This is a genomic window from Phreatobacter sp. (assembly GCF_016793595.1).
Classification (GTDB): domain Bacteria; phylum Pseudomonadota; class Alphaproteobacteria; order Rhizobiales; family Phreatobacteraceae; genus Phreatobacter.
Window position 1 is genome coordinate 58,011 of the sequence record NZ_JAEULY010000008.1, and the last position, 19,870, is coordinate 77,880.

The window sequence follows — 19,870 nt, forward strand, 5'->3', positions numbered from 1 at the left end:
GCGGTGGGCGCAAATCCACGCATGACCAGACAACGAACAGGATCAGGGAGGACACCATGATCGATCGCAGAACAATGCTCGTTTCCACCGTCGCCACGGTCGTCGCGGGCGGCACGTCGGCACGTGCCCAAACCCAGACGATCAAGCTGACCGCATCGGCCGGCCACCCCCCCGGGTTCCTCTGGGTCCGCGTGATGGAGGAGTTCTTCATTCCAGAGGTCGACCGGCGGCTGGCCGCAGCCGGCAAGTACAAGATCGAGTGGACCAAGGCCTGGGGCGGCACGCTCGCCAAGGTCGGACAGGAATCGGTCGCCATCAAGGACGGTGTTTCCGATATCGGCTGGGTCGGGACGCTGTTCGAGGCGGCGCGCTTCCCCCTGCAGAACGTCACCTACTACGCCCCCTTCGGCTCCACCGACGTGGCGCTCGTCTCGAAGATCATCACCGATCTTCAGAACAAGCATCCGGCGATGGCCGATGCCTGGAACAAGAACAACCTCGTCTACCTGTCGGGCGCCTCGCTCGACACCTACCAGATCTTCACGACCTTCCCGATCAAGACCCTCGACGACCTCAAGGGCCGCAAGATCTCGGCTCCCGGCACGGCTGCCAACTGGGTGAAGGATACTGGTGCCGTCGCCGTCGGCGGCAACCTCAACACCTATTTCGAGGACATCAAGTCCGGTGCCTCCGAAGGCGCCCTCGCCTTCGTCACCGGCGGGTTCCCGGCGCGCTTGCACGAGGTCACCAAACACGTCACGCGGATCAACATCGGCGCGATGTATGCGGGCGGGATCATCATGAATCGGCGCCGCTTCACCGGGCTGCCGCCGGAGGTGCAACAGGTCCTGCGCGAGGTCGGCGGGCAGTATGCCGATCGCTTCGCCAAGCTCGAGATGGAAACCGCTGCGACCTTCGAGCGGCGCATGACCGAGGCCGGCGTGACCTTCTCCGACATCGCGCCTGCCGAGCGCAAGCGCTGGGCCGATGCCCTGCCCGATATCGGACGCATCTGGGCCGCCGACCTGGAGAGCAAGCAGAGGCTGCCCGCACGCGCGGTCCTGACCGACTATATGGCTGCGCTAAAGAGTGCCGGGGTCGATCTGCCGCGAGACTGGGGGAAGTAGTGACCCGACCGATCGGAACATCGGATGGCGGCGACCACGGGTCGCCGCCGGATGCCTATAACGCGCCACAGCCTCTCGGCTTTCACCGGCTGACGCGCCTGATGAATGCCGTCGGTACCGCATGGATCTTCGTCATGATGCTGCTGATGACGTTCGACGTGCTCGGCCGCAATCTCTTCAACACACCGATCCGCGGGGTGATCGAGATCGTCACCCTGTCCATCGTCTCCATCGTCTTCCTGCAACTGGCAGATACGTTGCGGACCGGCCAGTTCACCCGCGCGGACGCCCTTCTCAGCATGCTGATCCGCAGGAAGCCGGTGCTCGGACGCGCCCTGCAGGGCCTCTTCCACCTGGTGGGTGCCATACTGATCGCAGTGCTGTGCTGGGCCAGCTGGTTCCAGATGCTGGAATCCTGGGGCAACGGCGAGTATCTCGGCGCCATCGGCGACTTTCAGGCACCGGTCTGGCTGATGCGCATGACGATTGTCTTCGGCTCCGCCTGCACGGCCCTTACCTTCCTGTTTCTGGCCGTCGATGATTTCAGGGTCGCATCAAGGCGCGGAGCTGCTTCATGACCGAGAATATCGTGATCGCGCTGAGCTGCCTCGGTGCCATGTTCGTTCTCATCTATGTCGGCATGCATGTCGCCATCGCCTTGGGCGGCATTTCGCTCGTGGGGGTCTGGCTGATCCGGGGCGATTTCGCGATCGCCGCGAACATGCTGGCACAGGCTGCAAGCGATGCCATTGCCAGCCACGTCTTCGGCATCGTGCCGCTCTTCGTTCTGATGGGCTTTCTGGTGGCGGCCGCCGACGTCGGGCGCGATGCCTTCGAGGTGGCAAACCAGCTGTTCCGGCGCATCCGCGGCGGCCTCGGCATTGCGACCGTCGCGGCCAATGCCGTCTTTGCCGCCATTACCGGCATATCCATCGCGTCAGCCGCGGTCTTCACCCGCGTGGCCGTGCCGGAAATGCTGCGGTTCAACTATACGCCGCGTTTCGCCGTCGGGGTCGTCACCGGCTCGTCCGTCCTGGGCATGCTCATCCCGCCCTCTCTGCTGATGATCGTCTACGGCTTCCTGTCGAACGAATCGATCGGCTCCATGTTCCTCGCAGGACTGGTTCCCGGCGCCCTGCTGGCGCTGACCTACTGCATCGGGATCATGATCATGGCGCGGTACTTTCCGCGCTCCGTCGGCGGCCCGAACGAAAGCGACCAGGCGCCGCTGATGAGCATCGGCACCATGATCGCCAAGGTCGTTCCGAGCTTTTCGCTGATCCTGCTGTGTCTCGGTGGCATCTATGCCGGCTTCTTCACCCCGACCGAGGGAGGCGCCATGGGCGCTGCCGGCGCGCTGGTACTGGCGCTGATCAGACGCAAGCTGTCCTGGACGAGCTTCTGGAAGGTGCTGCTCGACACCGGGCATGTCACGGTATCGGTCTGCTTCCTGATCATCTGCGCCAACATGTTCTCGCGCATGCTGGCCATGTCCGGTACTCCGCAGTTCCTGATCGAGACGATCAAGGGGGCGGGCTTCGGCGAGCTCGCCTTCCTGCTGGTCTATCTGGTGGTCATTATCGCGCTGGGCACGATCATCGACTCCATCTCCATCATGCTGATTTGCCTGCCGCTGGTCCTGCCTGTCGCAAGCGGATTCGGCATGGACCTGATCTGGTTCGGTATCGTGACGATCATCGCCGTCGAGATCGGCTTGCTCACGCCGCCATTCGGGCTGTCCGCCTTCGTCGTGAAAAGTACCCTGAACGACCCTCGCATTTCCCTTGGTGACATCTTCAAGGGGTCGTTCCCCTTCGTGGTAATGATGCTCATCGTTCTGGCGCTTGTCGTGGCCTTCCCGAAGCTGAGTCTCGTGCTGGTGTGACCCTGTCTCCGGTGTACACCCGACCACAGGCCCGGGCATCGGGTGAATGGGCTTCGCGGACAGCGCGGAGCCACCAAAAGCCGAACGCGGCAGGGAGAGCAGCGTCGGAGATGGCAGGTCGGGACCAGGAATTTGGTCGCGGTCGCAGTCGCAGTCGCAGTCGCAGTCGCAGTCGCAGTCGCAGTCTAAGTGTTCAGTCCCGGCATTTTGTGGATTGGATTGAGCGTGAATCGTTCCGGCTCCAAAGTCCAGCGTTTGCAGATGAATTCGTAAGCTGTGAGGCCGTTGAGGGTCTTCAGGCGCCGGCCGAAATTGTAGGTTGAGACGAAGCCCTAAAGGTGCAGTTCGAGTCGGTCGTGGCTTTCGTAGTGATCGTGCTTGCGGTGCGCGTCAGGTTCCGCACAAAGAGCAGCGACAGGACCGCTGCCGCCAGAAGAATGGCAGATCACCGTGGATCTCGTAGCCGAAGATCGGCAGCGCGCCCGCCGACATGCCCAACGTGCCGCCCGTGACGCTGGTCCAGCCCTTGAACACGAATTCGAGGATGAACTGCGCCGCCAGCGTGGCGCTGGCAAGGTAGAGCCCCTTGAGGCGGACCGACGGGATGCCAAAGAGGCTCCCAACCACGGCGGCGACCAGCCCCGCGGCCGGCATCGCGACGAGGAACGGCACGCCTACGACGCTGACCAGATAGGCCGACGCATAGGCGCCGGCGCCGAGGAATGCGCCATGGCCGATCGAAATCTGGCCGGTAAAGCCGGTGATGACGTTAAGGCCGAGCACCGCGACGATGTTGATGAAGATGAAGTTCGCGAGCCCAAGCTGATAGCTGTTCACGAAGATCGGGAGGGCAAGCACGAGGAAGACCGCGGCCGCGATCCGTACCCGCTCCCCATTTCGTCGTGTACAGGCGCAGCGCCTGCTCGTGCCGGACGATGAATTCAGCGCTGCTCACAGCTCAGATCCTTGCAATAGCGCGCTGGCCGAACAGTCCGTAGGGACGGACCATCAGCACCACGACAAGCAGGGCGAAGGCGGCGACATCGCGCAAGTCATCGATGTCCAGGATGCTCTTGAACACGCCGTCTGCGACATTCTCGATCACACCGATCAGGACTCCACCGATAGCCGCGCCGACAATCGAGTCGACGCCGCCGAAGATCACCGCTGGGAAGACCTTGAGCCCGAAATGCGAGACGCCGAGATTGACGCCGCTGATGGCCGAGAGAAGCGCGCCGCCGACGGGCGAAACCGCGCAGGCGATGGCCCACGACACCGCGAATATCCGCCCGACGTCGATGCCGATGTCCGCCTGCTGGTCGGTTGCGGTCGCGCGCATCGCCAGGCCGAGACGCGTCCAGCGGAAAAAGGCGCCGAAAACGACCATGGCCACCAGCGAGAACGCCATGCTGAACGGATACTGCTATGACACCGGCACCCCGCCGATCATGACGGCGTCGTCCGGGATGGGCGATGGCATGATCTGCGAGTTGACGCCAAATGCGGCCCCGACAATCGCCTTGAACACGATCGAAAGGCTGAGCGTGATCATGATGACCGAGACGATCGGGTCACCTCGGTGGCGCCGTCGCCGATGGACAGGATTCGGGCATCACGCACCATCCGCTTGATCTCGCGCGGTCGCGGATGTAGCCGAAGCCGCCGTGGAACTGCTGGCAGGCGTACATGACCTCGTTGACCAGCTCGCCGCCAAAGGCCTTCACCATGAAACCTTCTTCACGCAGTCGATCCCGCGCTCCATCAGCCAGGCCGTGTGATAGACTAGCTGACGCAGCGCCTCGACACGGGCGTCCAGCGCGGACAGTCGCTGCCGTATGGCCTGCTTGTCCCAGAGCACGCCCCCGAACGCCTTGCGCTCCCTGGCGTAGCGCCGCGTGATCTCCAGCGCGCGCGAGCACTCGCCGATCGCCATCGCGCTTCAGACACCGATGAAGCGAGGAGCGGGTCAGATGCGGGAGGTGGCCTGTAGGGCGTAGAGGCAGTCATCGAGCGGCAGCAAAGTACCTTGGCGGAAGGCGACCACCATCGCCTCTTCCTCGGCCGTCAGCACGGTCGAGCGAACAACCTTCGGGCCCATGGGCGCATCTCGCACCAAGGCTCGTTTGCGCCATTTGGCGACCCTCTTCGGGTTGAGCCCATACTGCCCCGCTAGCTCTTTGAGCGGAGCTTTTGATCGCTGTATCGCAGTTGGGATGGCGTGCGTGGTCGTGGCGCTGCCATGGAGTAGCTGACCCATAGCTGATCCCTCCAGTCTGGATCAGCTAATCTGATTCCATCACACCATGGGACCAGACACCTAGAACGCGCGTCGAGCCGGCGCTCCTATTGCGCCGCACGCCGCGCCACCTTCCTGCGATAGGTTTGGCGTTGCGCGGACCGGACCATGCCCCGCATATTCGACGTATGGGACGTGGATGGCCGCCTCTGCTCTTTGGCGCGAATAGGATCGTTGAGCAGCCGCAACCCGTTCAGCACCACCAACACCGTCCCGCCCTCGTGACCGATGACCGCCAACGGCAACGGCAGTTCGAAGAACAAGCTGCCGATGACGAGTATCACCATGGCGACCATGGCGAATGTCAGGTTCTGCCGGATGATTGCCGCCGTCCTGCGAGCAAGCCGGTGCGCACCGGCAAGACGCCCCATGTCTTCGGAGAGCAGAGCCACATCAGCGGCTTGAAGCGCGACGTCCGATCCCGCCGCGCCCATGGCGATCCCCACATCGGCGCGGGCGAGTGCTGCCGCGTCATTGACACCGTCACCAACGAACGCCACCTTGCCATCGGTCGCCAGCATGCCAGCCATCCGCACCTTATCCTCCGGCAGCATATCTGCATGGATATGCTCGGGTTTCAGCCCGAGTTCCCCGCCTATGCGCAAAGCGACAGGAAGTCGGTCGCCGGTCATCATAACAATCTTCACCACCCCGCCTTCGCGTAGCGTCGCAAGTGCAGGTTTGGAGGTTGCGCGCACAGTGTCTGCCACAGTGACTGCGCCCAGCACGCGCGAGTCGCGACCAGCATAGATGACCGTCTGCGCATCCGCTGCCAGCGCCAGCAGCTCAGGATGGTCAATGGATGCTCCCATTTGCGCCGCAAGGCGCGGGTTGCCCGCCCATAGAAGACCCTCGCCATCGCTGCCGACAATGCCCGCGCTCGGCCTCGTGGCGACATCGCTGACCTCCACCGACGCAAGCCCACGCATAGCGGCCTCTTGCCGGATGGCTGCAGCGCTATGATGCTCAGATTGAGCCTCAAGGCCTGCAAGTTGCGACAGGAACGTCTGCTCGTCGCCATCGAGCGCGACAACCTGCGTGACGGACGCCTTGCCCGTGGTCAGGGTTCCGGTCTTGTCGAAGGCAAAAATGTCAACGGCGGCCAGCGTTTCGAGGGCAGCGCCACCCTTGAACAGCACACCACCGCGCGCCGCGGCTGAGAGCGCCGACAGAATGGCAGAAGGAACCGAGATGACAATCGCGCAGGGGCTTGCCGCCACCAGCAGCGTCGCGGATCGGTAAAGCGCTTCCTCCCAATCGCCCCTTAGCCAATAAAAGGCAACAAAGGCAAGGATTGCTCCCATGATCACCGCAACGGTGTAGCGTTGCCCGAACCAGACACTAAACCGCTCGGAAGGAGACTTGGCCGCTTGCGCCTCGGTGACCAGCACGATCATCCGCGCGACTGTGCTTTCCGCGATAGTCTTCGTCACGGCCGCTTCCAGCACGCCGTCCATGTTTACAGTCGCTTCGAAAATCCGTGCGCCGCGCTCCTTGGCGACCGGCATGGACTCGCCAGTGATGTTCGCCTCATCAAGAGAGCTGCGACCGCTGACGATCACCCCGTCGGCAGGCACGCGCGCGCCAGGACGCAGCACCACAATGTCATCGACTCTCAGATCGGCGGCCGGAACCTCCGACACTGACCCATCCGAGCTTTTGCGCAGCGCCGTTTCCGGGCGCAGTGCCATCAGCGCCTCAATAGCTCGGCGGGCGCGACCGAGCGCGCGCTCCTCCAGCGTGGTGGAAATGCTGAACAGCGTCAGCAGCACCGCTCCCTCGAACGGTGCACCGACCGCCGCCGCCGCGGCAGCGGCGACGACCATAAGCAGGTCAATGTCGAGGATGCGTTCTTCCCACAAGGTGAGCGCAGCTCGACAACCGGCAGGCAGACCAGCCGCCAGATAGACCAGAGCAAGGCCCACCGCCGAAGCGAGACCGGCTGCATCCCCTTGCAGCGGCCAGCGTGCGAGAATGGCCAGCAACATTCCACAAGCGGTAAGCGTCGTCAGAATGATCGAACGATCGAGATCAAACAGGGCCTTCACTTCATCTCCTGGCTAGATACTACTTGCTCGCTCTCGCATCCCGAACGCGAGACGCAAAACCGGCAGCAGGCCAAACCTCGTCGCTTCCGCCAACATTTCCAGTGCCACAGACATGCGTCCTAGCTCGCGGGCGACAGCCCTGCGAAAGGCAAATTACCCTTCACTCGTCTTGCCGTCGAAGTGCTCAACGGCAGCACCAGCATCGCTCTTGGCTGGTTGAACAACGCCGTTAGCATATTCTAAAGGGTTGTCGATCGTGGAGCTTAAGAGCACGTCACCTGTGTGCCCAAATTGTGCCACGCGCGGGCGGGCACGATCATCGCCATATTTGAGTGAATCCTCCTCTCGGCCCCATCAATTCAGATTTCGCCTTTGCCCTTCTCAACGCGAGAACATGAACGCCATTACCATGCCCCTATTTGCCGATTTCATTGGCACTGTAATTAGTATCACACGAGCAACATGGCGCTTCTAGTGTATAGAGCGAAGCGAAAATCCGTATCTACCGTCGCGATTTCCTGCATAAGGCCAGATATCTCCGGTATCGATGTCTATTATTTTTCAGAATTACACAGAATATAATGTCTGCTCATTGATATAACTCAAGATAAATAGGCGCGCCGCTCCGCGTTTTCGAGGCGCCTTCTGCTTTGACTTTGCGCTGCCGGCTTCGAACCCGAATGGCGGCAACTGCCTACTCCGGGCGCGCTTACGGGTCGGATCATGGAGCATGCCGCGTCCGCTAATCGAGCAGATCGCAGACATGTGCAACAAGGTTATGGCCGAACCGTTCATTCGCGCACATTTCGCCGCGCTTAGCGCCGAACCCATCGGGCTAGGGCCGACAGCCGCACGGGAACAGATGGAGCGCGAAATGAAAACTTTCGCCGAGTTGGCAACCGCGATGGGCATTCGGCAGCAGTAGCTCGCTCCCTGCACGGCCACCGGCCAAGCTGGCACGGTCTATCTTTGCATCCCTTCCTGGTTCATGCGGCTCAATCTAATCGAGGTTCGGGGCCCCCGGCTCACAGCCCAGCCGCCCCTTCTGCCCAGAGGTGCGTTTGATCCGGCGTTGCCACCTTCGCCAGTTCAGAACGCCATTCGCCAGGCAGTTGGGACGATGGTCTAGGCCGAACGGGCCCAGGACACGGTGTCCTGGGCCTGACGGTCGATACACCCGAACGCCTTAGGCGCGTGCCGGCTCACTTAACCCTATACAAAATGGCTTCATTGCGAGCGTCATGTATGGACTGACCCTGCTGCGCAAGGCCGATAATGAGGTTAGAGCGCGGCGCGGGTCTCCAAGCCCAGTTCCGAGAAGAACACGCCACGTCGCGGTGGCCGCGCGCGAGGTGGAGGATCTCACCGCCCGCTTCCCGATCGATTGACCCCGGATGGGGTAGATGCTGAATTTTCCCCTTTCGCGCGACCTACCGGACACCCATCACCAACTATTCGCCGTGCTAGGTTTGGCCCTTACAAGGCCCGATCCTACGCCCTGCACGATCGTCACTTCCATCACGGAGGCCAGCTGCACGCCGCGGCCAACGTCCAAACCGCCGCCGGCTTCCTTGAGGCCCTGATCGCGGCCGTGCCCTACACCATCCACACCGTGCTCACCGACAATGGCATCCAGTTCGGCAACGCCCTTCAGCATCGCTCAGGGCCGACGGCGCGCCACCGCCGGCACATGTTCGACAGGATCTGCCTTGAGCACGGCATCGAGCATCGCTTCACCAAACCCAACCATCCCTGGACGAACGGTCAGGTCGAACGCATGAACCGCACGATCAAGGAGGCAACCGTTCGTCGCTATCACTATGCGACCCACCAGCAGCTCAGGTCACACCTGGCCGCCTTCCTCGACGCCTACAACTTCGCCAGGCGCCTCAAGACCCTCAACGGTCTCACCCCTTACGGAGCCATCTGCAAGGCCGCCTGCACCGAGCCACAACGCTTCTCACGCGATCCCGCCCACCTCACAACGGGACTGAACACCTAGAGTTCGCGTAGCGCAAGGGCGGCGGTGCCGCAGCATATCCTAGCGATATCGGCCGCCATTCTGCCGCAGCTGTCGCCGATCTCCCCCGGTTAGAGTGGCAATCGTTAGTGGAACGACCGTTCGTGGGCGATTGTGCCCTGCAGATAAAACCCCACGCGTCCGATTGCGGCGAGCACGACATCGCTGCTGACCCCAATCCGAGGAACCCTGCCCGACTGCATCTCGATCTGACCAACGGGTACCCATGGGCCGCGCTCGATCGGTAGATTGTCACCCGAGGCGACCGTCGTGAAGCCGAATACCGGGCCGTCGCCCTCGAATATGAACACCTTCATCAACACGCCTCGACCGTGCGACCGCGAGCATTGCTGCACGCGTGCCGCGCGTTATGGATGTGGTAGACTCGCTCCCCGGATGCCGGAACCGGAGTTTTGCCCGCCGGTTGAGTCGATTCTGGATGGGGTTTCGTTTGTCGCGCGCACCGCGACGCCTCCTGACCGCCTCAGCTCATCAACAGACAACATAGCGTGCCGTTCGACAGAAAGTCCTTACCGAACTGCAGAAAATGCGATTCTTTGTTTTCATGAAAGGGAAAGAAACATCGGTTGTCCTCTACCTGTGAACGCCTTGTAGCCATCCCGATCATATCCACTCAGACAGTTGCCCCCCGGGGCCCCGGACGAGGGGGACCACATGCAATTAAACCATGCGTCCGAGCGTGCGGCGCGGGAGACCATTCAGGCAATAAGGGAATCTCTGGCTCTGCACAGGCTAGGCCGTTCCGGAGCCATCGCCGCGGGCCACCAGGTGCCCTACGCCCAATGGGTGCAGGGTGGGTGTCGCAATGCCGACATCGCCAAATGGGGCAGGGGCGTCTACGAAATTACCCATCGCGCCAACCACACCACCGACGAGATGCAAGTCATTCCCGGTTGGTACTGGGAGGCCGAGCTCGGGTTGCACCAGCCGACCGAACGGGGAAATGTGACGCTTGTTCCTCGCCCGCCGGCACCAGCGCTAAGACTGGAACAACCGGCACCGACAGCGACCCCGCAGCCACCTGTAGTTCTACCGTTGCATAGGGCGACATCCGGTGGCGCACCTTCACCAGAGCTGACACTGGCACAACCAACACCGGCAGCGATCCCGCAGCCACCCGCCATTTTGCCGATGAACAAGCCGAGACGACAAGCCATCTATCTCGCCGCCGGTGGTGTTGCCCTGGGTCTCTTGTGTATCCTGACGCGCTGAACGTGTTGGATAGTCTACTAGACGGCATCCTTTTTCAGCAGCCCCTGCAAGAGCTTGGTGTTCGCGGTAAAGGCTGACATCGACGTCTGGATAAGATCACATCCGACGTCCGTTTTGGTGTCTTCCGGCAAATCGGACCGTACAACCAGGTTGTTGACGGCTGCGATCTGGCGGAATAGGCGGTTAAACGCGCCGATGAGTTCATCACCATGAACCTCAAGGAGCCCCCGCGACCTCAGCTCCGAAAAGTCGACGACGTTGTCAGCGTTCTCGTGGCCGGCTGATATTCCGGCTTTGTTTGTCATGCGATTGACCGAGAGGCTTCGCGGACGCTTTTGGTGATGGTGTCGATATCAGCGGTCGAGCGCGCAATTGATCCCATGCTCTGCGAGATCGCGGCGACTCCCTCGGCCGCCACGCGCATATTGCCGGACATCTCCGCTGTCACGGCGCTCTGCTTTTCGACAGCGGATGCAATCGCGGTTGAGATTTCGCTGATTGTAGAGATCGTTGTGCCAATCTCCCCGATTGCTCGAACCGCATCATTCGTGGAAGCCTGAACCGATGCGATCTGGGCGCCGATCTCTTCGGTCGCCTTGGATGTCTGAGTGGCCAAGCTCTTCACCTCAGAGGCGACAACGGCAAACCCTTTGCCAGCCTCACCGGCACGAGCCGCTTCGATCGTCGCGTTGAGGGCCAGGAGGTTGGTCTGAGCGGCAATGTTGTTGATGAGCTGAATGACATCGCCGATACGCTGCGCTGCGACTGAAAGCCCCGCAACAATGTGATTGGTCCGCGTGGCTTCATCGACCGCTTTGGTGGAGATTTCGCGGGCGTGGGCGACCTGACGGCTGATCTCAGAAACCGAGGCTGACAATTCTTCGGCACCAGCCGCGACAGTCTGGACATTACTTGAAGTCTGTGTCGATGCCGCCGCAGCCTCGGTGGCCTCGTGCGTGGCGCTCGACACCGCCTCATTGATGCCGCCAAGGTCACGATCGATCTGCTGCTGTACCTCCGCCCGGCGATGCTGCTCCTGGATCTGCGCCGTGATGTCCGTGGCGAACTTCACGACCTTGAAAGGCCGACCGTTCATGTCGAGGATCGCGTTGTAGCTGGCTTGAATCCAGATTTCCCGCCCCCCTTTGCCGATGCGCTTGTACTGGCTGGCTTGATATTCTCCGCGCTCAAGCGTCGCCCAGAACTCCCGATATCCCGCACTCTCGCGCTCCGAAGACGCGACGAACATGCGGTGATGCTGGCCCTTGATCTCGTCGAGGCGGTACCCGACCGTGGCCAGAAAGTTTTCGTTGGCATCGAGGATGATGCCGTTCAGATCGAAAGCGATGACGGCCTGTGCCTTGCCGATCGCTGCGATCTGTCCATGAAGGTCGGCTGCTGCGAGTTTCGCCGCTGTGATGTCGGTGGCGTACTTGACAACGCGAAAAGTCTTCCCCGACCCGTCGATCAGCGGATTGTAGGACGCCTGTATCCACACTTCCTTCCCGCCCTTGCCGAACCGGCGATACTCCGCCTGCTGGAATGCGCCTGCTCGCGGGCTGTCCCAAAACCTGCGATAGTCCGCGCCGTCGAGCTCGACGGGATCGACGAACATGCGGTGATGCAGGCCCTTGATCTCGGAAAGATCGTACCCCATGGCGCTGAGGAGGTTGGCATTGGCCGTGATGATCGTGCCGTCCGCTTCGAACTCGATGACGGCTTGGGACTTGTCCAACGCAGCAAGCTTGGCCTTGGAAGTTGTCGTGGAGAGGGGGCCAATCATCAACAAGTAATCTTTCGGAAAGAATAGCATGACCTTACGGTACATGGTATGAGGGCGCCTTTGCGATGATTAATGAATCGTAAATCTCCGCGTCAGTCGTTTGAAATTTTGCAGTGCCCCGATAAATGAAATCGTCTTATGAGTTGCCATATCGACTACTCGGTAGCTAGCTTCAACGTATTATCAGTATGATAAATCAATATCTTAACCCAGGGAAGATGCGGTCGATAGATAGCGCAAGCGACCGGGCTTGATGCCGTGCCGTGTGCCACACGGCCCGCGAATAGTGGTCACCAGTCAAACCGTAGTCAATTCCGAAAGGAAGCGCACAGATACAAGAAGCACTTAGAGGGCGATTGATCATATGATCCTCGATCAAAGTGATGTCTTCATAAAATCATCATTCCATACTACATAAAACTTGAAAATGCTGACCCGGCCCGACGTCTCGCGTCCGCCCGTGTCCAGCAGCGCACGGCGCCGTTCCGTCGATCAGTGCGGGTGATGCGCGGGTCGGCGCCTTTGACGAGCAGAAGCGCGACGACGCCGTGGAGGTGAACGTCCGCCGCGATGTGCAGCGGCGTCTGGTCGCCACTGGAGCGCTGATGCACGTCGCAGTCCGGCTCCGCGAGAATGGCGATGGCCACCTCCGCACGGTCGGACCTCAGCATGGTGCAGAGCAATTCGGAAAGGTCCGAGTCCATGTTCATCAGGGTGCCCCTGCCCCGCGTACGCCCGAGGACGTTGCGGAGCTGTGGGCTCTAGGAAACGGGGGACGTATGGCGACAGGCTGCCATATCGGGCGAAGGTGACAAGCCCCCTGCCCTCGCTACGGGCAGGCATCAGGGCCATCCTTGTGGAAAAGCATCATAAGATGCCCTACCCCGTCCGAAAGTGGCGGCAAGCGACCGAGAACGCTTCGGCAACCGAAGCTTAATAGCTAGTGATTACCTTCGCGACAGGTGTTTCTGTATCGGGGGCGGGATGCGCCAGTGGCTTCTGAGCGCCTACAGAGACGAGCGCGGCGTCGTTGCAGTCCTCTTTGGTATCGCCATCGTCCCCATCATACTTCTGTCGGGGCCGCGGTCGACTACTCGCGATTTTCGGCGGCGCAAACCGCTGCGCAAGCAGCGGCGGATGCTGCTGCCCTCGCGGCCGCGTCCTCCAGAATTGAAGTCGAAGCGTCCATGAAGGTCACGGCGACCAATTACCTTGCCGCCAACACGTCCGGCACCAACGCTGACTCAGCCCGGATTACCAGCTTTCGCTATGATACCAACAAACGCGAAGTTACCCTTGAGGCGGCAGGGTCCGTTGAAACGCTATTCATGCAGCTCGCTGGATACCATCGGCTGTCGTACAAGGTGAATGCCAACGCCATCCGAGCACTCAATGGATCAACTGAACTGGTCCTCGTCCTCGATAACACTTGGTCGATGTCGGGCACCAAGCTTGCTGCCCTGAAAACCTCAGCAGAGGAGCTGGTAACAACGCTTTGGCGCGACCCGACGGTGGACATCAGGATTGGCGTGGTGCCCTACGCCGACTACGTCAACGTCGGAACCGCGAACCGCAATGCCACGTGGGTCTCGGTACCGGCGGATTATAGCGTCACCTCGCCTCGAACCTGTACAACGAAGACAACACGCTCTGTTTGCACGAGAGGGTCACCGAGAACCTGCACGCGCGTCATCGACGGCACCCCTGAGACCTACGACTGTACTCCGCAAACATGCGTCAATCAGACTGTTCCGCCTTATGAGTCGTGCTCCGGTGGCGGCACAACCAATTATCGTTGGTACGGGTGCGTCGGCTCTCGCGCAACGGGCACATTGTGCTTGAATGATACGGCGCCGTCGACGCCCTATCCCGGCTATCTGGCAACAAGCCAGAATTGCCTCAACCCAGTTGTTCCACTCAGCAGCAGCCTGTCCATAGTGCTCTCCTCCATTCGCGGAATGATCGTCAATGTGGGCAACTACAAACCGATGACGTACATACCGGCGGGTCTGATCTGGGGCGTGAATGTGCTGTCACCCACGATGCCCTTTTCCGAGGGCAAACCCTACGACGGGTCCAACCGCAGACCCCGGAAGGTCATGGTTCTCATGACTGATGGTGCGAACACTTTGCGGCTCCAGGCCAGCGATGGCCGACATGTGGCGCCCAGTGGAACGGCAGCCGCCCAAGCATCCCAGTTGGCGCAGACCTACGCCGACATGGCCGCGATCTGCGAGTACGCCAAGTCGCAAAAGATCGAAATCTATACGATCTCCTTCGACATCACCGATCCGACCGCCATCAACGCCATGCGGTCGTGCGCAACCTCAAGCGCCCACGCGTTCGATGCCACGGATCGCACATCGCTCTCCCAGGTCTTTAAGAACATCGCTGAATCCTTGCAGAACGTGCGTTTAACGCGATGATTGCCGGATCAAACGACGCGCGCCGAACCATGATCTGACAGAACGTGCCCGCCCTCGAGAGCGTAGTCGCAGGTCGCGAGGATGGTTTCTCTACAAAACCGCCGCCGCTGCCGAAGCTCCGGTTCAGGGCTGTAGGTTACCACGGAGGTACTGGAACCCCGATTGCGCGGGAGCTTCCGCTATCTGAAATCCATAGCGATCGGGGCTCATTCGCCTTCGTGAAGGAGAATGATCGCATCAATTTCTCGATGACGCGCGGGCGTCAGGAAGACGCCGGATCGCTGATCACGCAACCGGTGGCTTCCGCCGTGTGGTCGCGGCAATTTCTGTGGCAAGAGTCGCGATGACCGGAGCGAGCTTCGCAACCGCCACATAGATCGTGAACTGGAGATTGGTGCGATCTTCCAGTTCCGTCTCGGCGAGCATGTCGTAAGCCGAAGACAGTTGTTCTGCAGCTAGCCGAATACGCCTGCTGGCCTCGACGAGAGAGGGCTGCGGCTTATACGGCTCGTATGCGTCATCGACGACCTGGAGCATAGTGAACGTTCTCCGAGCAGGGCAGAATATAACAGAATCGTTCTGTTCTTTGAAGGGTAATATGGTGCGGCACGTTGGGCGACCGGTGGCGACTATGAGGATGCCGATCTCATGCTGATCGGGGGCAAGATTTCACGCTGGACAGTCCGTGTCCTCATCTCCCCCGACACACTACGCCGCAGCGACCCCGGAGCCGTAGGCGGGCGTGACCTGCCACTGATTTGCCATCCAGCGGCGATTAGAGCCTCGTCGGGTTTTGCGCGGGATTGCGCCGTGGGGTGAGATTGGCGGCATAGGCCGCCGGTGGGATATATCCGAGCGCCCAGTGTGGGCGCAGCTGATTGTAGTCGTCAGCCCAGGCCGAGATCCTGATCCGGGCGTGGTCGAGCCCGAAGAACAGGCTCTCATTGAGCAGCTCATCGCGCATGCGGCCGTTGAAGCTTTCGCAGAAGCCGTTTTGCATGGGCTTGCCCGGCGCGATGAAGTGCTAGGTGACCCGGTTCTCCTGCGCCCAGGCGAGCATGGCGTTCGAGGTGAACTCCGTTCCATGGTCCGAGACGATCATGCCCGGCTTGCCCCGACGCTCGATCAGCACCGTCAGTTCGGCCAGGAGCTTCTTCAGCTTTGCGTTCTCGTCTTCGAGCTGCTTCAGCCGCTTCGCCTCGGAGACATCCATCCCGCCATAGCGGGCCTTCCAGTTGTACAGCGCCGCTTCCGCGATCCCGTGCTTGCGCGCCAGGTCGGCGGTCTTCGCCCCCGCCTCGTGCTCGCGGAGCACCGCAATGATCTGCTCCTCGGTGAACCTTGCTCGCTTCATCTGCCGGTCCTCGTCAGGGCCGGACTCTAACTCCGCGTGGAGGAAAAACTCAGTGGCAGGTCAGCAGATTGATGCGTTAGCTAGGTATTAATTTACCAATCATAAAGTGTCCCGTGCTATATTCTACGTGTTGTCAATGTGTTTTTGCATAGACCAGCCATCGCCCGTTTTCTGAGGACCGAATATGAGCGTGATCCCCTTCACACGCAGCAAAGCGCCGCCGAAAAATCCCGCAGCCGACACTGCGCTGCTCGCGCTAGTTCGCAGCTCATTGTCACTACATGACGCGTATCAGATCGCTCGTGTAGACGTGCGGGAATTGGACCGTGCTTCGGTTCTAGCGGCGCTGGCGGAGGCAAGGCGGGCCACTCAGGCTGCCGCTGACCTTTACGTCGAGAGCATGTATCCGGCCCGCAAGTCCTCAGCAGGGGAGAAGGACGATGCCGCGCAATCCAGAACATAGGACGCGCCCTCGCAGAGAGGTCGCCTACCGGGTCACCATCGAAGGCGAAAGTGCTGCATCCATCTCGTGTAGATTGATCGACATCTCCGAAACCGGAGTTCGCATTGAGGTTAACGAGGGTGTGGCTGTTTCTCAGCGCTTTGTCCTCAGGCTGTCGTCAATGGCCAACCACGGCCGCTACTGCGAGACGGTTTGGCGCACCAAGGAAGAGCTTGGAGCGAGGTTCCTGGAAACCACGTCAGAAACGGGACGGACGCCGTAACGCTGGAGGAAATCCACGCACGTTGTCGGGCTGCAGAGATTCGTTGGTCCTCACGTCATTGAGGTGAGCAGCGCGTGCCCGCTGGCGGGCGTACGACCAAGATCCCCGCACTGACCGATTGCGACTGCCGACCCATCGCCTTCATGCTGACCGGAGGGCAGGTTGCCGATTGCACGGCCGGAGCGACCTTGCTCAATGAGATGCCGCCGGCGCGTATCCTCTATGGCGACAAGGGCTACGACAGCAATGCTATCCGCCGGCAGGTCGAAACAGGCGGCACGATGCCCAACATCCCGCCCAAAGCGAATAGGCGCTGGAAAAACTGTTTCTCGCCCGTCCTTTATCGTGGTCGAAACGCTATCGAGCGCATGTTTTGCCGCCTCAAGGATTTCCGCCGCGTTGCCACGCGCTAGGACCGTCTGGCGATCAATTTCCGCGCCGCCGTCTGCATCGCCGCGACCATCAGCTACTGGTTATGAGCCCGGGCCCGAGTGCATGAACGCCCACTGATTCCTGACGCTTGCGGATGCGCGCGAAAAGTTGGAGGCTTGGCGCAGATACTACAACGAAGATCGGCCGCACGGGGGCATCGGCAACAAGCCTCCGATCTCGCTGCAGAAACCCGGTGGCGCTCCCAGCCCGCTACCGTGACCCAAGTGATCTGAGCCCAACAAACTGGACCGTTTGAGATTGGAGTTTTCCGCGTCAGAATCCCCTGGCTGGGAGGAGCGGAAGACGATGAAGGCATCGAATTTTCAGACGCCCAGAAGGCGTTCATCCTGAAGCAGGGCGCCGATGGAATGCCGGTGGCGGAGATCTGCCGGAAGGCTGGGATCAGCCAGGCGACCTATTTCAACTGGAAGAAGAAGTATGATGGCCTGCTGCCGACTGAGATGCGGCGGGTGAAACAGCTCGAGAACGAGATCACGAAGCTGCGCAAGCTGGTCGCCGATCTCTCCCTCGACCGGCAGATGCTTCAGGATGTCATTCGCCGAAAGCTCTGAGGCCTGCTCGGAAGCGCGAGCTGGTCGACACGGTTTGCAGGGAATGGGACGTCTCGCTCCGGCGGGCCTGTGGGGCTCTCGAGGTCGATCGTTCCACCTACCACTACAGATCGCGTCGCCCCGATCAGGCCGGTCTCGAAGCCCGCATCAAGGAGATCTGCGCCACGCGCGTGCGGTATGCTATCGCCGCGTGCACATCGTTCTGCAGCGCGAAGGCCGAGTCATCAACCAGAAGAAGGTTCGAAGGATTTACAATGAGTTGGCTCTCCAGTTGCGCAACAAGACGCCCAAGCGACGGGTCAAGGCCAAGCTCCGGGATGACCGGCAGCCGGCGACGCGGCCCAACGAGACCTGGGCCATGGACTTCTTCCACGACCAACTCGCGACCGGCCGTAAGATCCGGGTCCTCACCGTCGTCGATACGTTCAGCCGCTTCTCGCCGGTCGTCGATCCGCGGTTCAGCTAGAGGGCGGAAGACGTCGTGCGGATTCTCGATGAAGCCTGCGCCACCATGGGCTATCCAAAGGCCATCCGCGTCGACCATGGCTCGGAATTGGTCAGCCGGGACCTCGACCTGTGGGCCTACGCCAACGACGTCATGCTCGATTTCTCGCGCCCCGGCAAACCGACCGATAATGCGTTCATCGAAGCCTTCAACGGGCGCCTCAGAGCCGAATGACTGAACGCCCACTGGTTCCTGACGCTTGCGGACGCTACGGAAAAATTGGAGGCTTGGCGCAGATATTACAATGAGGATCGGCCGCACGGGGCCATCGGCAACAAGCCTCCGATCTCGCTGCAAAATCCTGGTGGCGCTCCCAGCACGCTACCCTGACCAAGGCCCGGAAATTCTACCCTCGGGCGGTCCAAAGATCGGTCTCGGGTCAACGAAACCCAGGACTCTCCCTCAAACCGGAGGGGAAACGGGTCTCAAGGTCACATTCTCTGCCTCGGCCGCTTGCCGCACAGGCCGGCTCGTTCCCTATCCATCTGCTGGAGATGCTGCTGCGGGTCGGCGAGTTGACGACGCCGGTGCTTACCGTGCGGTCCGGCGTTGCACGCCTTTGGCCGTTGCTCCGCTACCTGCACGCTGTCGCAGACACCCCGCACCTGAAGCTCCGCACGGCCTGGAAGGACGTTGACGCCCATCAGACGGCAATTGCCAGCGACGATTTCGGGGTCGGGCTCGGCATGTCAGTGCTCTACAGCGCCTTCGACTACATAGGATGCGTGGACGGCCGGGCCTTCCTCCATAGGATGCATAACCTCGGGCTGCTGGAGTCCCCGGGCGAGCCGCCTCCCAAGGCCGGATCGATGAAGATGGCGGACTTCGCCGCGATCGACGCCCGCGGTAAGGGACTGCCCGAAAGCCCGCAGTTGCTTGGGCTAAGCCAAGGAAGTGGTCGCCGGATGTCGTCACCTGCGCCAGCGGTACTGACGCGCTGCTGCTGATCCTGATGGCCAAGGGCGTCAAGGCGGGCGACGCGGTGTTCTCCCGGCCTTCACCTTCGCCACAACCGCCTCGGTGACCGTCCGGCTCGGCGCGACGCCGGTCTTCTTCGACGTCCATGCCGATACGTTCAACACCGATCCGCGCTCGCTGGAGCTGGCCATCGCCAAGGCGCGCGAACTCGAGCCGCCGCTCGCCTCGCTGGCCGGCCGTGACGCACTGACGACCATCGACCAGTGCGCCAGCGAGCCGACCAAACCGAGGAGCGCGGTGCGGCATCAGGCCGTCGCCGCCTTCGCTGCCAACCTGCCTGGAGGCTGTTCGTGTGGAACACCGCCGCAGGGTCTATCTGCCTAACACGTCCGGCTGACAGATGCGGCGCCACGCTTGACCAGCCGATAAAACTGGAATATGAAATACTTGTATTAAGAGCCCGGCCTGGAGCCGGCGTCGAGGCAATGCTCCACATTCCCCCGTCATCGCCGGCCGTGCCGGCCCCGGTTCACAGCGTTCTGGCGC

At 61.2% G+C, this 19,870-nt stretch carries 20 protein-coding genes and 8 pseudogenes; 14 read left to right on the forward strand and 14 right to left on the reverse strand.

All coding sequences use genetic code 11. The features are described 5' to 3' along the window. Positions 1-56: 56 nt before the first annotated feature. The 3 genes from JNK84_RS10825 to JNK84_RS10835 are packed head-to-tail and all read left to right on the forward strand — an operon-like array spanning position 57 to position 3,012. A complete protein-coding gene (locus tag JNK84_RS10825) occupies positions 57-1,127 on the forward strand; it encodes a C4-dicarboxylate TRAP transporter substrate-binding protein (protein ID WP_293423923.1) in 1,071 nt (356 codons plus the stop codon). Continuing rightward, the gene (locus JNK84_RS10830; protein ID WP_293423925.1) at positions 1,127-1,705 is read left to right on the forward strand and encodes a TRAP transporter small permease subunit; all 579 of its coding nucleotides are present in this window, start codon (positions 1,127-1,129) and stop codon (positions 1,703-1,705) included. Before JNK84_RS10825 ends, JNK84_RS10830 begins: the two co-directional genes overlap by 1 nt. After that, on the forward strand, positions 1,702-3,012 hold the full coding sequence (locus tag JNK84_RS10835; RefSeq protein ID WP_293423927.1) for a TRAP transporter large permease: 1,311 nt from the start codon (positions 1,702-1,704) through the stop codon (positions 3,010-3,012). Before JNK84_RS10830 ends, JNK84_RS10835 begins: the two co-directional genes overlap by 4 nt. Positions 3,013-3,197: 185 nt before the next feature. Here the strand turns inward: JNK84_RS10835 and JNK84_RS10840 are convergent. The 8 genes and pseudogenes from JNK84_RS10840 to JNK84_RS10875 form a co-directional block, all read right to left on the reverse strand. Next, positions 3,198-3,392 (reverse strand): annotated as a pseudogene (locus JNK84_RS10840) (IS481 family transposase); the annotation flags it as partial. A 10-nt stretch (positions 3,393-3,402) separates the two neighbouring features. Further along, positions 3,403-3,870 (reverse strand): branched-chain amino acid ABC transporter permease, encoded by a 468-nt coding sequence (locus JNK84_RS10845; RefSeq protein WP_293423929.1) that lies wholly within the window; start codon positions 3,868-3,870, stop codon positions 3,403-3,405. 100 nt (positions 3,871-3,970) lie between these two features. Beyond that, entirely contained in the window at positions 3,971-4,420 is a 450-nt protein-coding gene (locus tag JNK84_RS10850) for a branched-chain amino acid ABC transporter permease (RefSeq protein WP_293423931.1), read from the reverse strand. Positions 4,421-4,435: 15 nt separating this feature from the next. After that, entirely contained in the window at positions 4,436-4,564 is a 129-nt protein-coding gene (locus JNK84_RS10855) for a hypothetical protein (protein WP_293423933.1), read from the reverse strand. Between the two features lie 19 nt (positions 4,565-4,583). Beyond that, positions 4,584-4,739 carry a hypothetical protein gene (locus JNK84_RS10860; RefSeq protein ID WP_293423969.1) on the reverse strand — a complete coding sequence of 52 codons (156 nt, stop codon included), beginning with the start codon at positions 4,737-4,739 and terminating at the stop codon, positions 4,584-4,586. After that, positions 4,733-4,945, reverse strand: a complete 213-nt coding sequence (locus tag JNK84_RS10865) for an acyl-CoA dehydrogenase family protein (protein WP_441343227.1) — start codon at positions 4,943-4,945, stop codon at positions 4,733-4,735. The genes JNK84_RS10860 and JNK84_RS10865 overlap by 7 nt, the downstream gene beginning before the upstream one ends. After that, positions 4,911-5,269: pseudogene (locus tag JNK84_RS10870) on the reverse strand (IS481 family transposase); the annotation flags it as partial. The gene JNK84_RS10865 and the pseudogene JNK84_RS10870, both read right to left, overlap by 35 nt. A gap of 86 nt (positions 5,270-5,355) precedes the next feature. After that, a complete protein-coding gene (locus tag JNK84_RS10875) occupies positions 5,356-7,296 on the reverse strand; it encodes a heavy metal translocating P-type ATPase (RefSeq protein ID WP_293423963.1) in 1,941 nt (646 codons plus the stop codon). Positions 7,297-8,086: 790 nt separating this feature from the next. On the opposite strand from JNK84_RS10875, the gene JNK84_RS10880 reads away from it, so the two are divergent. From JNK84_RS10880 to JNK84_RS10890, 3 genes and pseudogenes are all read left to right on the forward strand, one after another. Beyond that, complete coding sequence (locus JNK84_RS10880; RefSeq protein ID WP_293423935.1) at positions 8,087-8,281, forward strand: hypothetical protein; 195 nt, start codon at positions 8,087-8,089, stop codon at positions 8,279-8,281. A 15-nt stretch (positions 8,282-8,296) separates the two neighbouring features. Next, positions 8,297-8,485 (forward strand): annotated as a pseudogene (locus JNK84_RS10885) (phytanoyl-CoA dioxygenase); the annotation flags it as partial. A gap of 399 nt (positions 8,486-8,884) precedes the next feature. Continuing rightward, a pseudogene (locus JNK84_RS10890) lies at positions 8,885-9,358 on the forward strand (integrase core domain-containing protein); the annotation flags it as partial. Positions 9,359-9,462: 104 nt separating this feature from the next. On the opposite strand, the gene JNK84_RS10895 reads toward JNK84_RS10890, so the two are convergent. The 4 genes from JNK84_RS10895 to JNK84_RS10910 all read right to left on the reverse strand — a co-directional run bounded on the left by JNK84_RS10895 (position 9,463) and on the right by JNK84_RS10910 (position 13,102). Continuing rightward, positions 9,463-9,693, reverse strand: a complete 231-nt coding sequence (locus tag JNK84_RS10895) for a hypothetical protein (RefSeq protein ID WP_293423937.1) — start codon at positions 9,691-9,693, stop codon at positions 9,463-9,465. 933 nt (positions 9,694-10,626) lie between these two features. Then, positions 10,627-10,914, reverse strand: a complete 288-nt coding sequence (locus JNK84_RS10900; protein WP_293423939.1) for a hypothetical protein — start codon at positions 10,912-10,914, stop codon at positions 10,627-10,629. Continuing rightward, positions 10,911-12,392 (reverse strand): methyl-accepting chemotaxis protein, encoded by a 1,482-nt coding sequence (locus tag JNK84_RS10905; RefSeq protein ID WP_293423965.1) that lies wholly within the window; start codon positions 12,390-12,392, stop codon positions 10,911-10,913. The genes JNK84_RS10900 and JNK84_RS10905 overlap by 4 nt, the downstream gene beginning before the upstream one ends. Before the next feature lie 410 nt (positions 12,393-12,802). Beyond that, complete coding sequence (locus tag JNK84_RS10910; RefSeq protein ID WP_293423941.1) at positions 12,803-13,102, reverse strand: hypothetical protein; 300 nt, start codon at positions 13,100-13,102, stop codon at positions 12,803-12,805. A gap of 477 nt (positions 13,103-13,579) precedes the next feature. On the opposite strand from JNK84_RS10910, the gene JNK84_RS10915 reads away from it, so the two are divergent. Continuing rightward, complete coding sequence (locus JNK84_RS10915) at positions 13,580-14,818, forward strand: vWA domain-containing protein (RefSeq protein ID WP_293423943.1); 1,239 nt, start codon at positions 13,580-13,582, stop codon at positions 14,816-14,818. Between the two features lie 285 nt (positions 14,819-15,103). On the opposite strand, the gene JNK84_RS10920 is transcribed toward JNK84_RS10915, so the two are convergent. After that, entirely contained in the window at positions 15,104-15,355 is a 252-nt protein-coding gene (locus JNK84_RS10920; RefSeq protein WP_293423945.1) for a hypothetical protein, read from the reverse strand. A gap of 238 nt (positions 15,356-15,593) precedes the next feature. Next, positions 15,594-16,172: pseudogene (locus tag JNK84_RS10925) on the reverse strand (integrase core domain-containing protein). A gap of 184 nt (positions 16,173-16,356) precedes the next feature. Between JNK84_RS10925 and JNK84_RS10930 the strand changes: the two are divergent. From JNK84_RS10930 to JNK84_RS23465, 7 genes and pseudogenes are all read left to right on the forward strand, one after another. Beyond that, positions 16,357-16,635, forward strand: a complete 279-nt coding sequence (locus JNK84_RS10930) for a hypothetical protein (RefSeq protein WP_293423947.1) — start codon at positions 16,357-16,359, stop codon at positions 16,633-16,635. Further along, positions 16,613-16,897: a PilZ domain-containing protein gene (locus JNK84_RS23460; protein WP_367272314.1), complete on the forward strand. Its 285-nt coding sequence runs from the start codon at positions 16,613-16,615 to the stop codon at positions 16,895-16,897. Before JNK84_RS10930 ends, JNK84_RS23460 begins: the two co-directional genes overlap by 23 nt. 83 nt (positions 16,898-16,980) lie before the next feature. Beyond that, positions 16,981-17,376, forward strand: a pseudogene (locus JNK84_RS10935) (IS5 family transposase); the annotation flags it as partial. 10 nt (positions 17,377-17,386) lie between these two features. After that, positions 17,387-17,548, forward strand: a pseudogene (locus JNK84_RS10940) (integrase core domain-containing protein); the annotation flags it as partial. Positions 17,549-17,643: 95 nt separating this feature from the next. After that, positions 17,644-18,736, forward strand: a pseudogene (locus tag JNK84_RS10945) (IS3 family transposase). 164 nt (positions 18,737-18,900) lie between these two features. Continuing rightward, positions 18,901-19,353: a hypothetical protein gene (locus JNK84_RS10950; protein ID WP_293423949.1), complete on the forward strand. Its 453-nt coding sequence runs from the start codon at positions 18,901-18,903 to the stop codon at positions 19,351-19,353. 73 nt (positions 19,354-19,426) lie between these two features. Next, positions 19,427-19,708 carry a DegT/DnrJ/EryC1/StrS family aminotransferase gene (locus JNK84_RS23465; protein ID WP_367272315.1) on the forward strand — a complete coding sequence of 94 codons (282 nt, stop codon included), beginning with the start codon at positions 19,427-19,429 and terminating at the stop codon, positions 19,706-19,708. The last annotated feature ends 162 nt before the right edge of the window (positions 19,709-19,870 follow it).

Excerpts from the sequence above, each read along its gene's own strand:
- JNK84_RS10825 (WP_293423923.1), top strand. The coding sequence starts at position 57 with ATGATCGATCGCAGAACAATGCTCGTTTCCACCGTCGCCACGGTCGTC.
- JNK84_RS10835 (WP_293423927.1), top strand. The coding sequence starts at position 1,702 with ATGACCGAGAATATCGTGATCGCGCTGAGCTGCCTCGGTGCCATGTTC.
- JNK84_RS10850 (WP_293423931.1), bottom strand. The coding sequence starts at position 4,420 with ATGGCGTTCTCGCTGGTGGCCATGGTCGTTTTCGGCGCCTTTTTCCGC.
- JNK84_RS10855 (WP_293423933.1), bottom strand. The coding sequence starts at position 4,564 with ATGATCACGCTCAGCCTTTCGATCGTGTTCAAGGCGATTGTCGGGGCC.
- JNK84_RS10860 (WP_293423969.1), bottom strand. The coding sequence starts at position 4,739 with ATGGTGAAGGCCTTTGGCGGCGAGCTGGTCAACGAGGTCATGTACGCC.
- JNK84_RS10865 (WP_441343227.1), bottom strand. The coding sequence starts at position 4,945 with ATGGCGATCGGCGAGTGCTCGCGCGCGCTGGAGATCACGCGGCGCTAC.
- JNK84_RS10875 (WP_293423963.1), bottom strand. The coding sequence starts at position 7,296 with ATGTTGCTGGCCATTCTCGCACGCTGGCCGCTGCAAGGGGATGCAGCC.
- JNK84_RS10880 (WP_293423935.1), top strand. The coding sequence starts at position 8,087 with ATGCCGCGTCCGCTAATCGAGCAGATCGCAGACATGTGCAACAAGGTT.
- JNK84_RS10895 (WP_293423937.1), bottom strand. The coding sequence starts at position 9,693 with ATGAAGGTGTTCATATTCGAGGGCGACGGCCCGGTATTCGGCTTCACG.
- JNK84_RS10900 (WP_293423939.1), bottom strand. The coding sequence starts at position 10,914 with ATGACAAACAAAGCCGGAATATCAGCCGGCCACGAGAACGCTGACAAC.
- JNK84_RS10905 (WP_293423965.1), bottom strand. The coding sequence starts at position 12,392 with ATGATTGGCCCCCTCTCCACGACAACTTCCAAGGCCAAGCTTGCTGCG.
- JNK84_RS10910 (WP_293423941.1), bottom strand. The coding sequence starts at position 13,102 with ATGAACATGGACTCGGACCTTTCCGAATTGCTCTGCACCATGCTGAGG.
- JNK84_RS10915 (WP_293423943.1), top strand. The coding sequence starts at position 13,580 with ATGAAGGTCACGGCGACCAATTACCTTGCCGCCAACACGTCCGGCACC.
- JNK84_RS10920 (WP_293423945.1), bottom strand. The coding sequence starts at position 15,355 with ATGCTCCAGGTCGTCGATGACGCATACGAGCCGTATAAGCCGCAGCCC.
- JNK84_RS10930 (WP_293423947.1), top strand. The coding sequence starts at position 16,357 with ATGAGCGTGATCCCCTTCACACGCAGCAAAGCGCCGCCGAAAAATCCC.
- JNK84_RS23460 (WP_367272314.1), top strand. The coding sequence starts at position 16,613 with ATGCCGCGCAATCCAGAACATAGGACGCGCCCTCGCAGAGAGGTCGCC.
- JNK84_RS10950 (WP_293423949.1), top strand. The coding sequence starts at position 18,901 with ATGCTGCTGCGGGTCGGCGAGTTGACGACGCCGGTGCTTACCGTGCGG.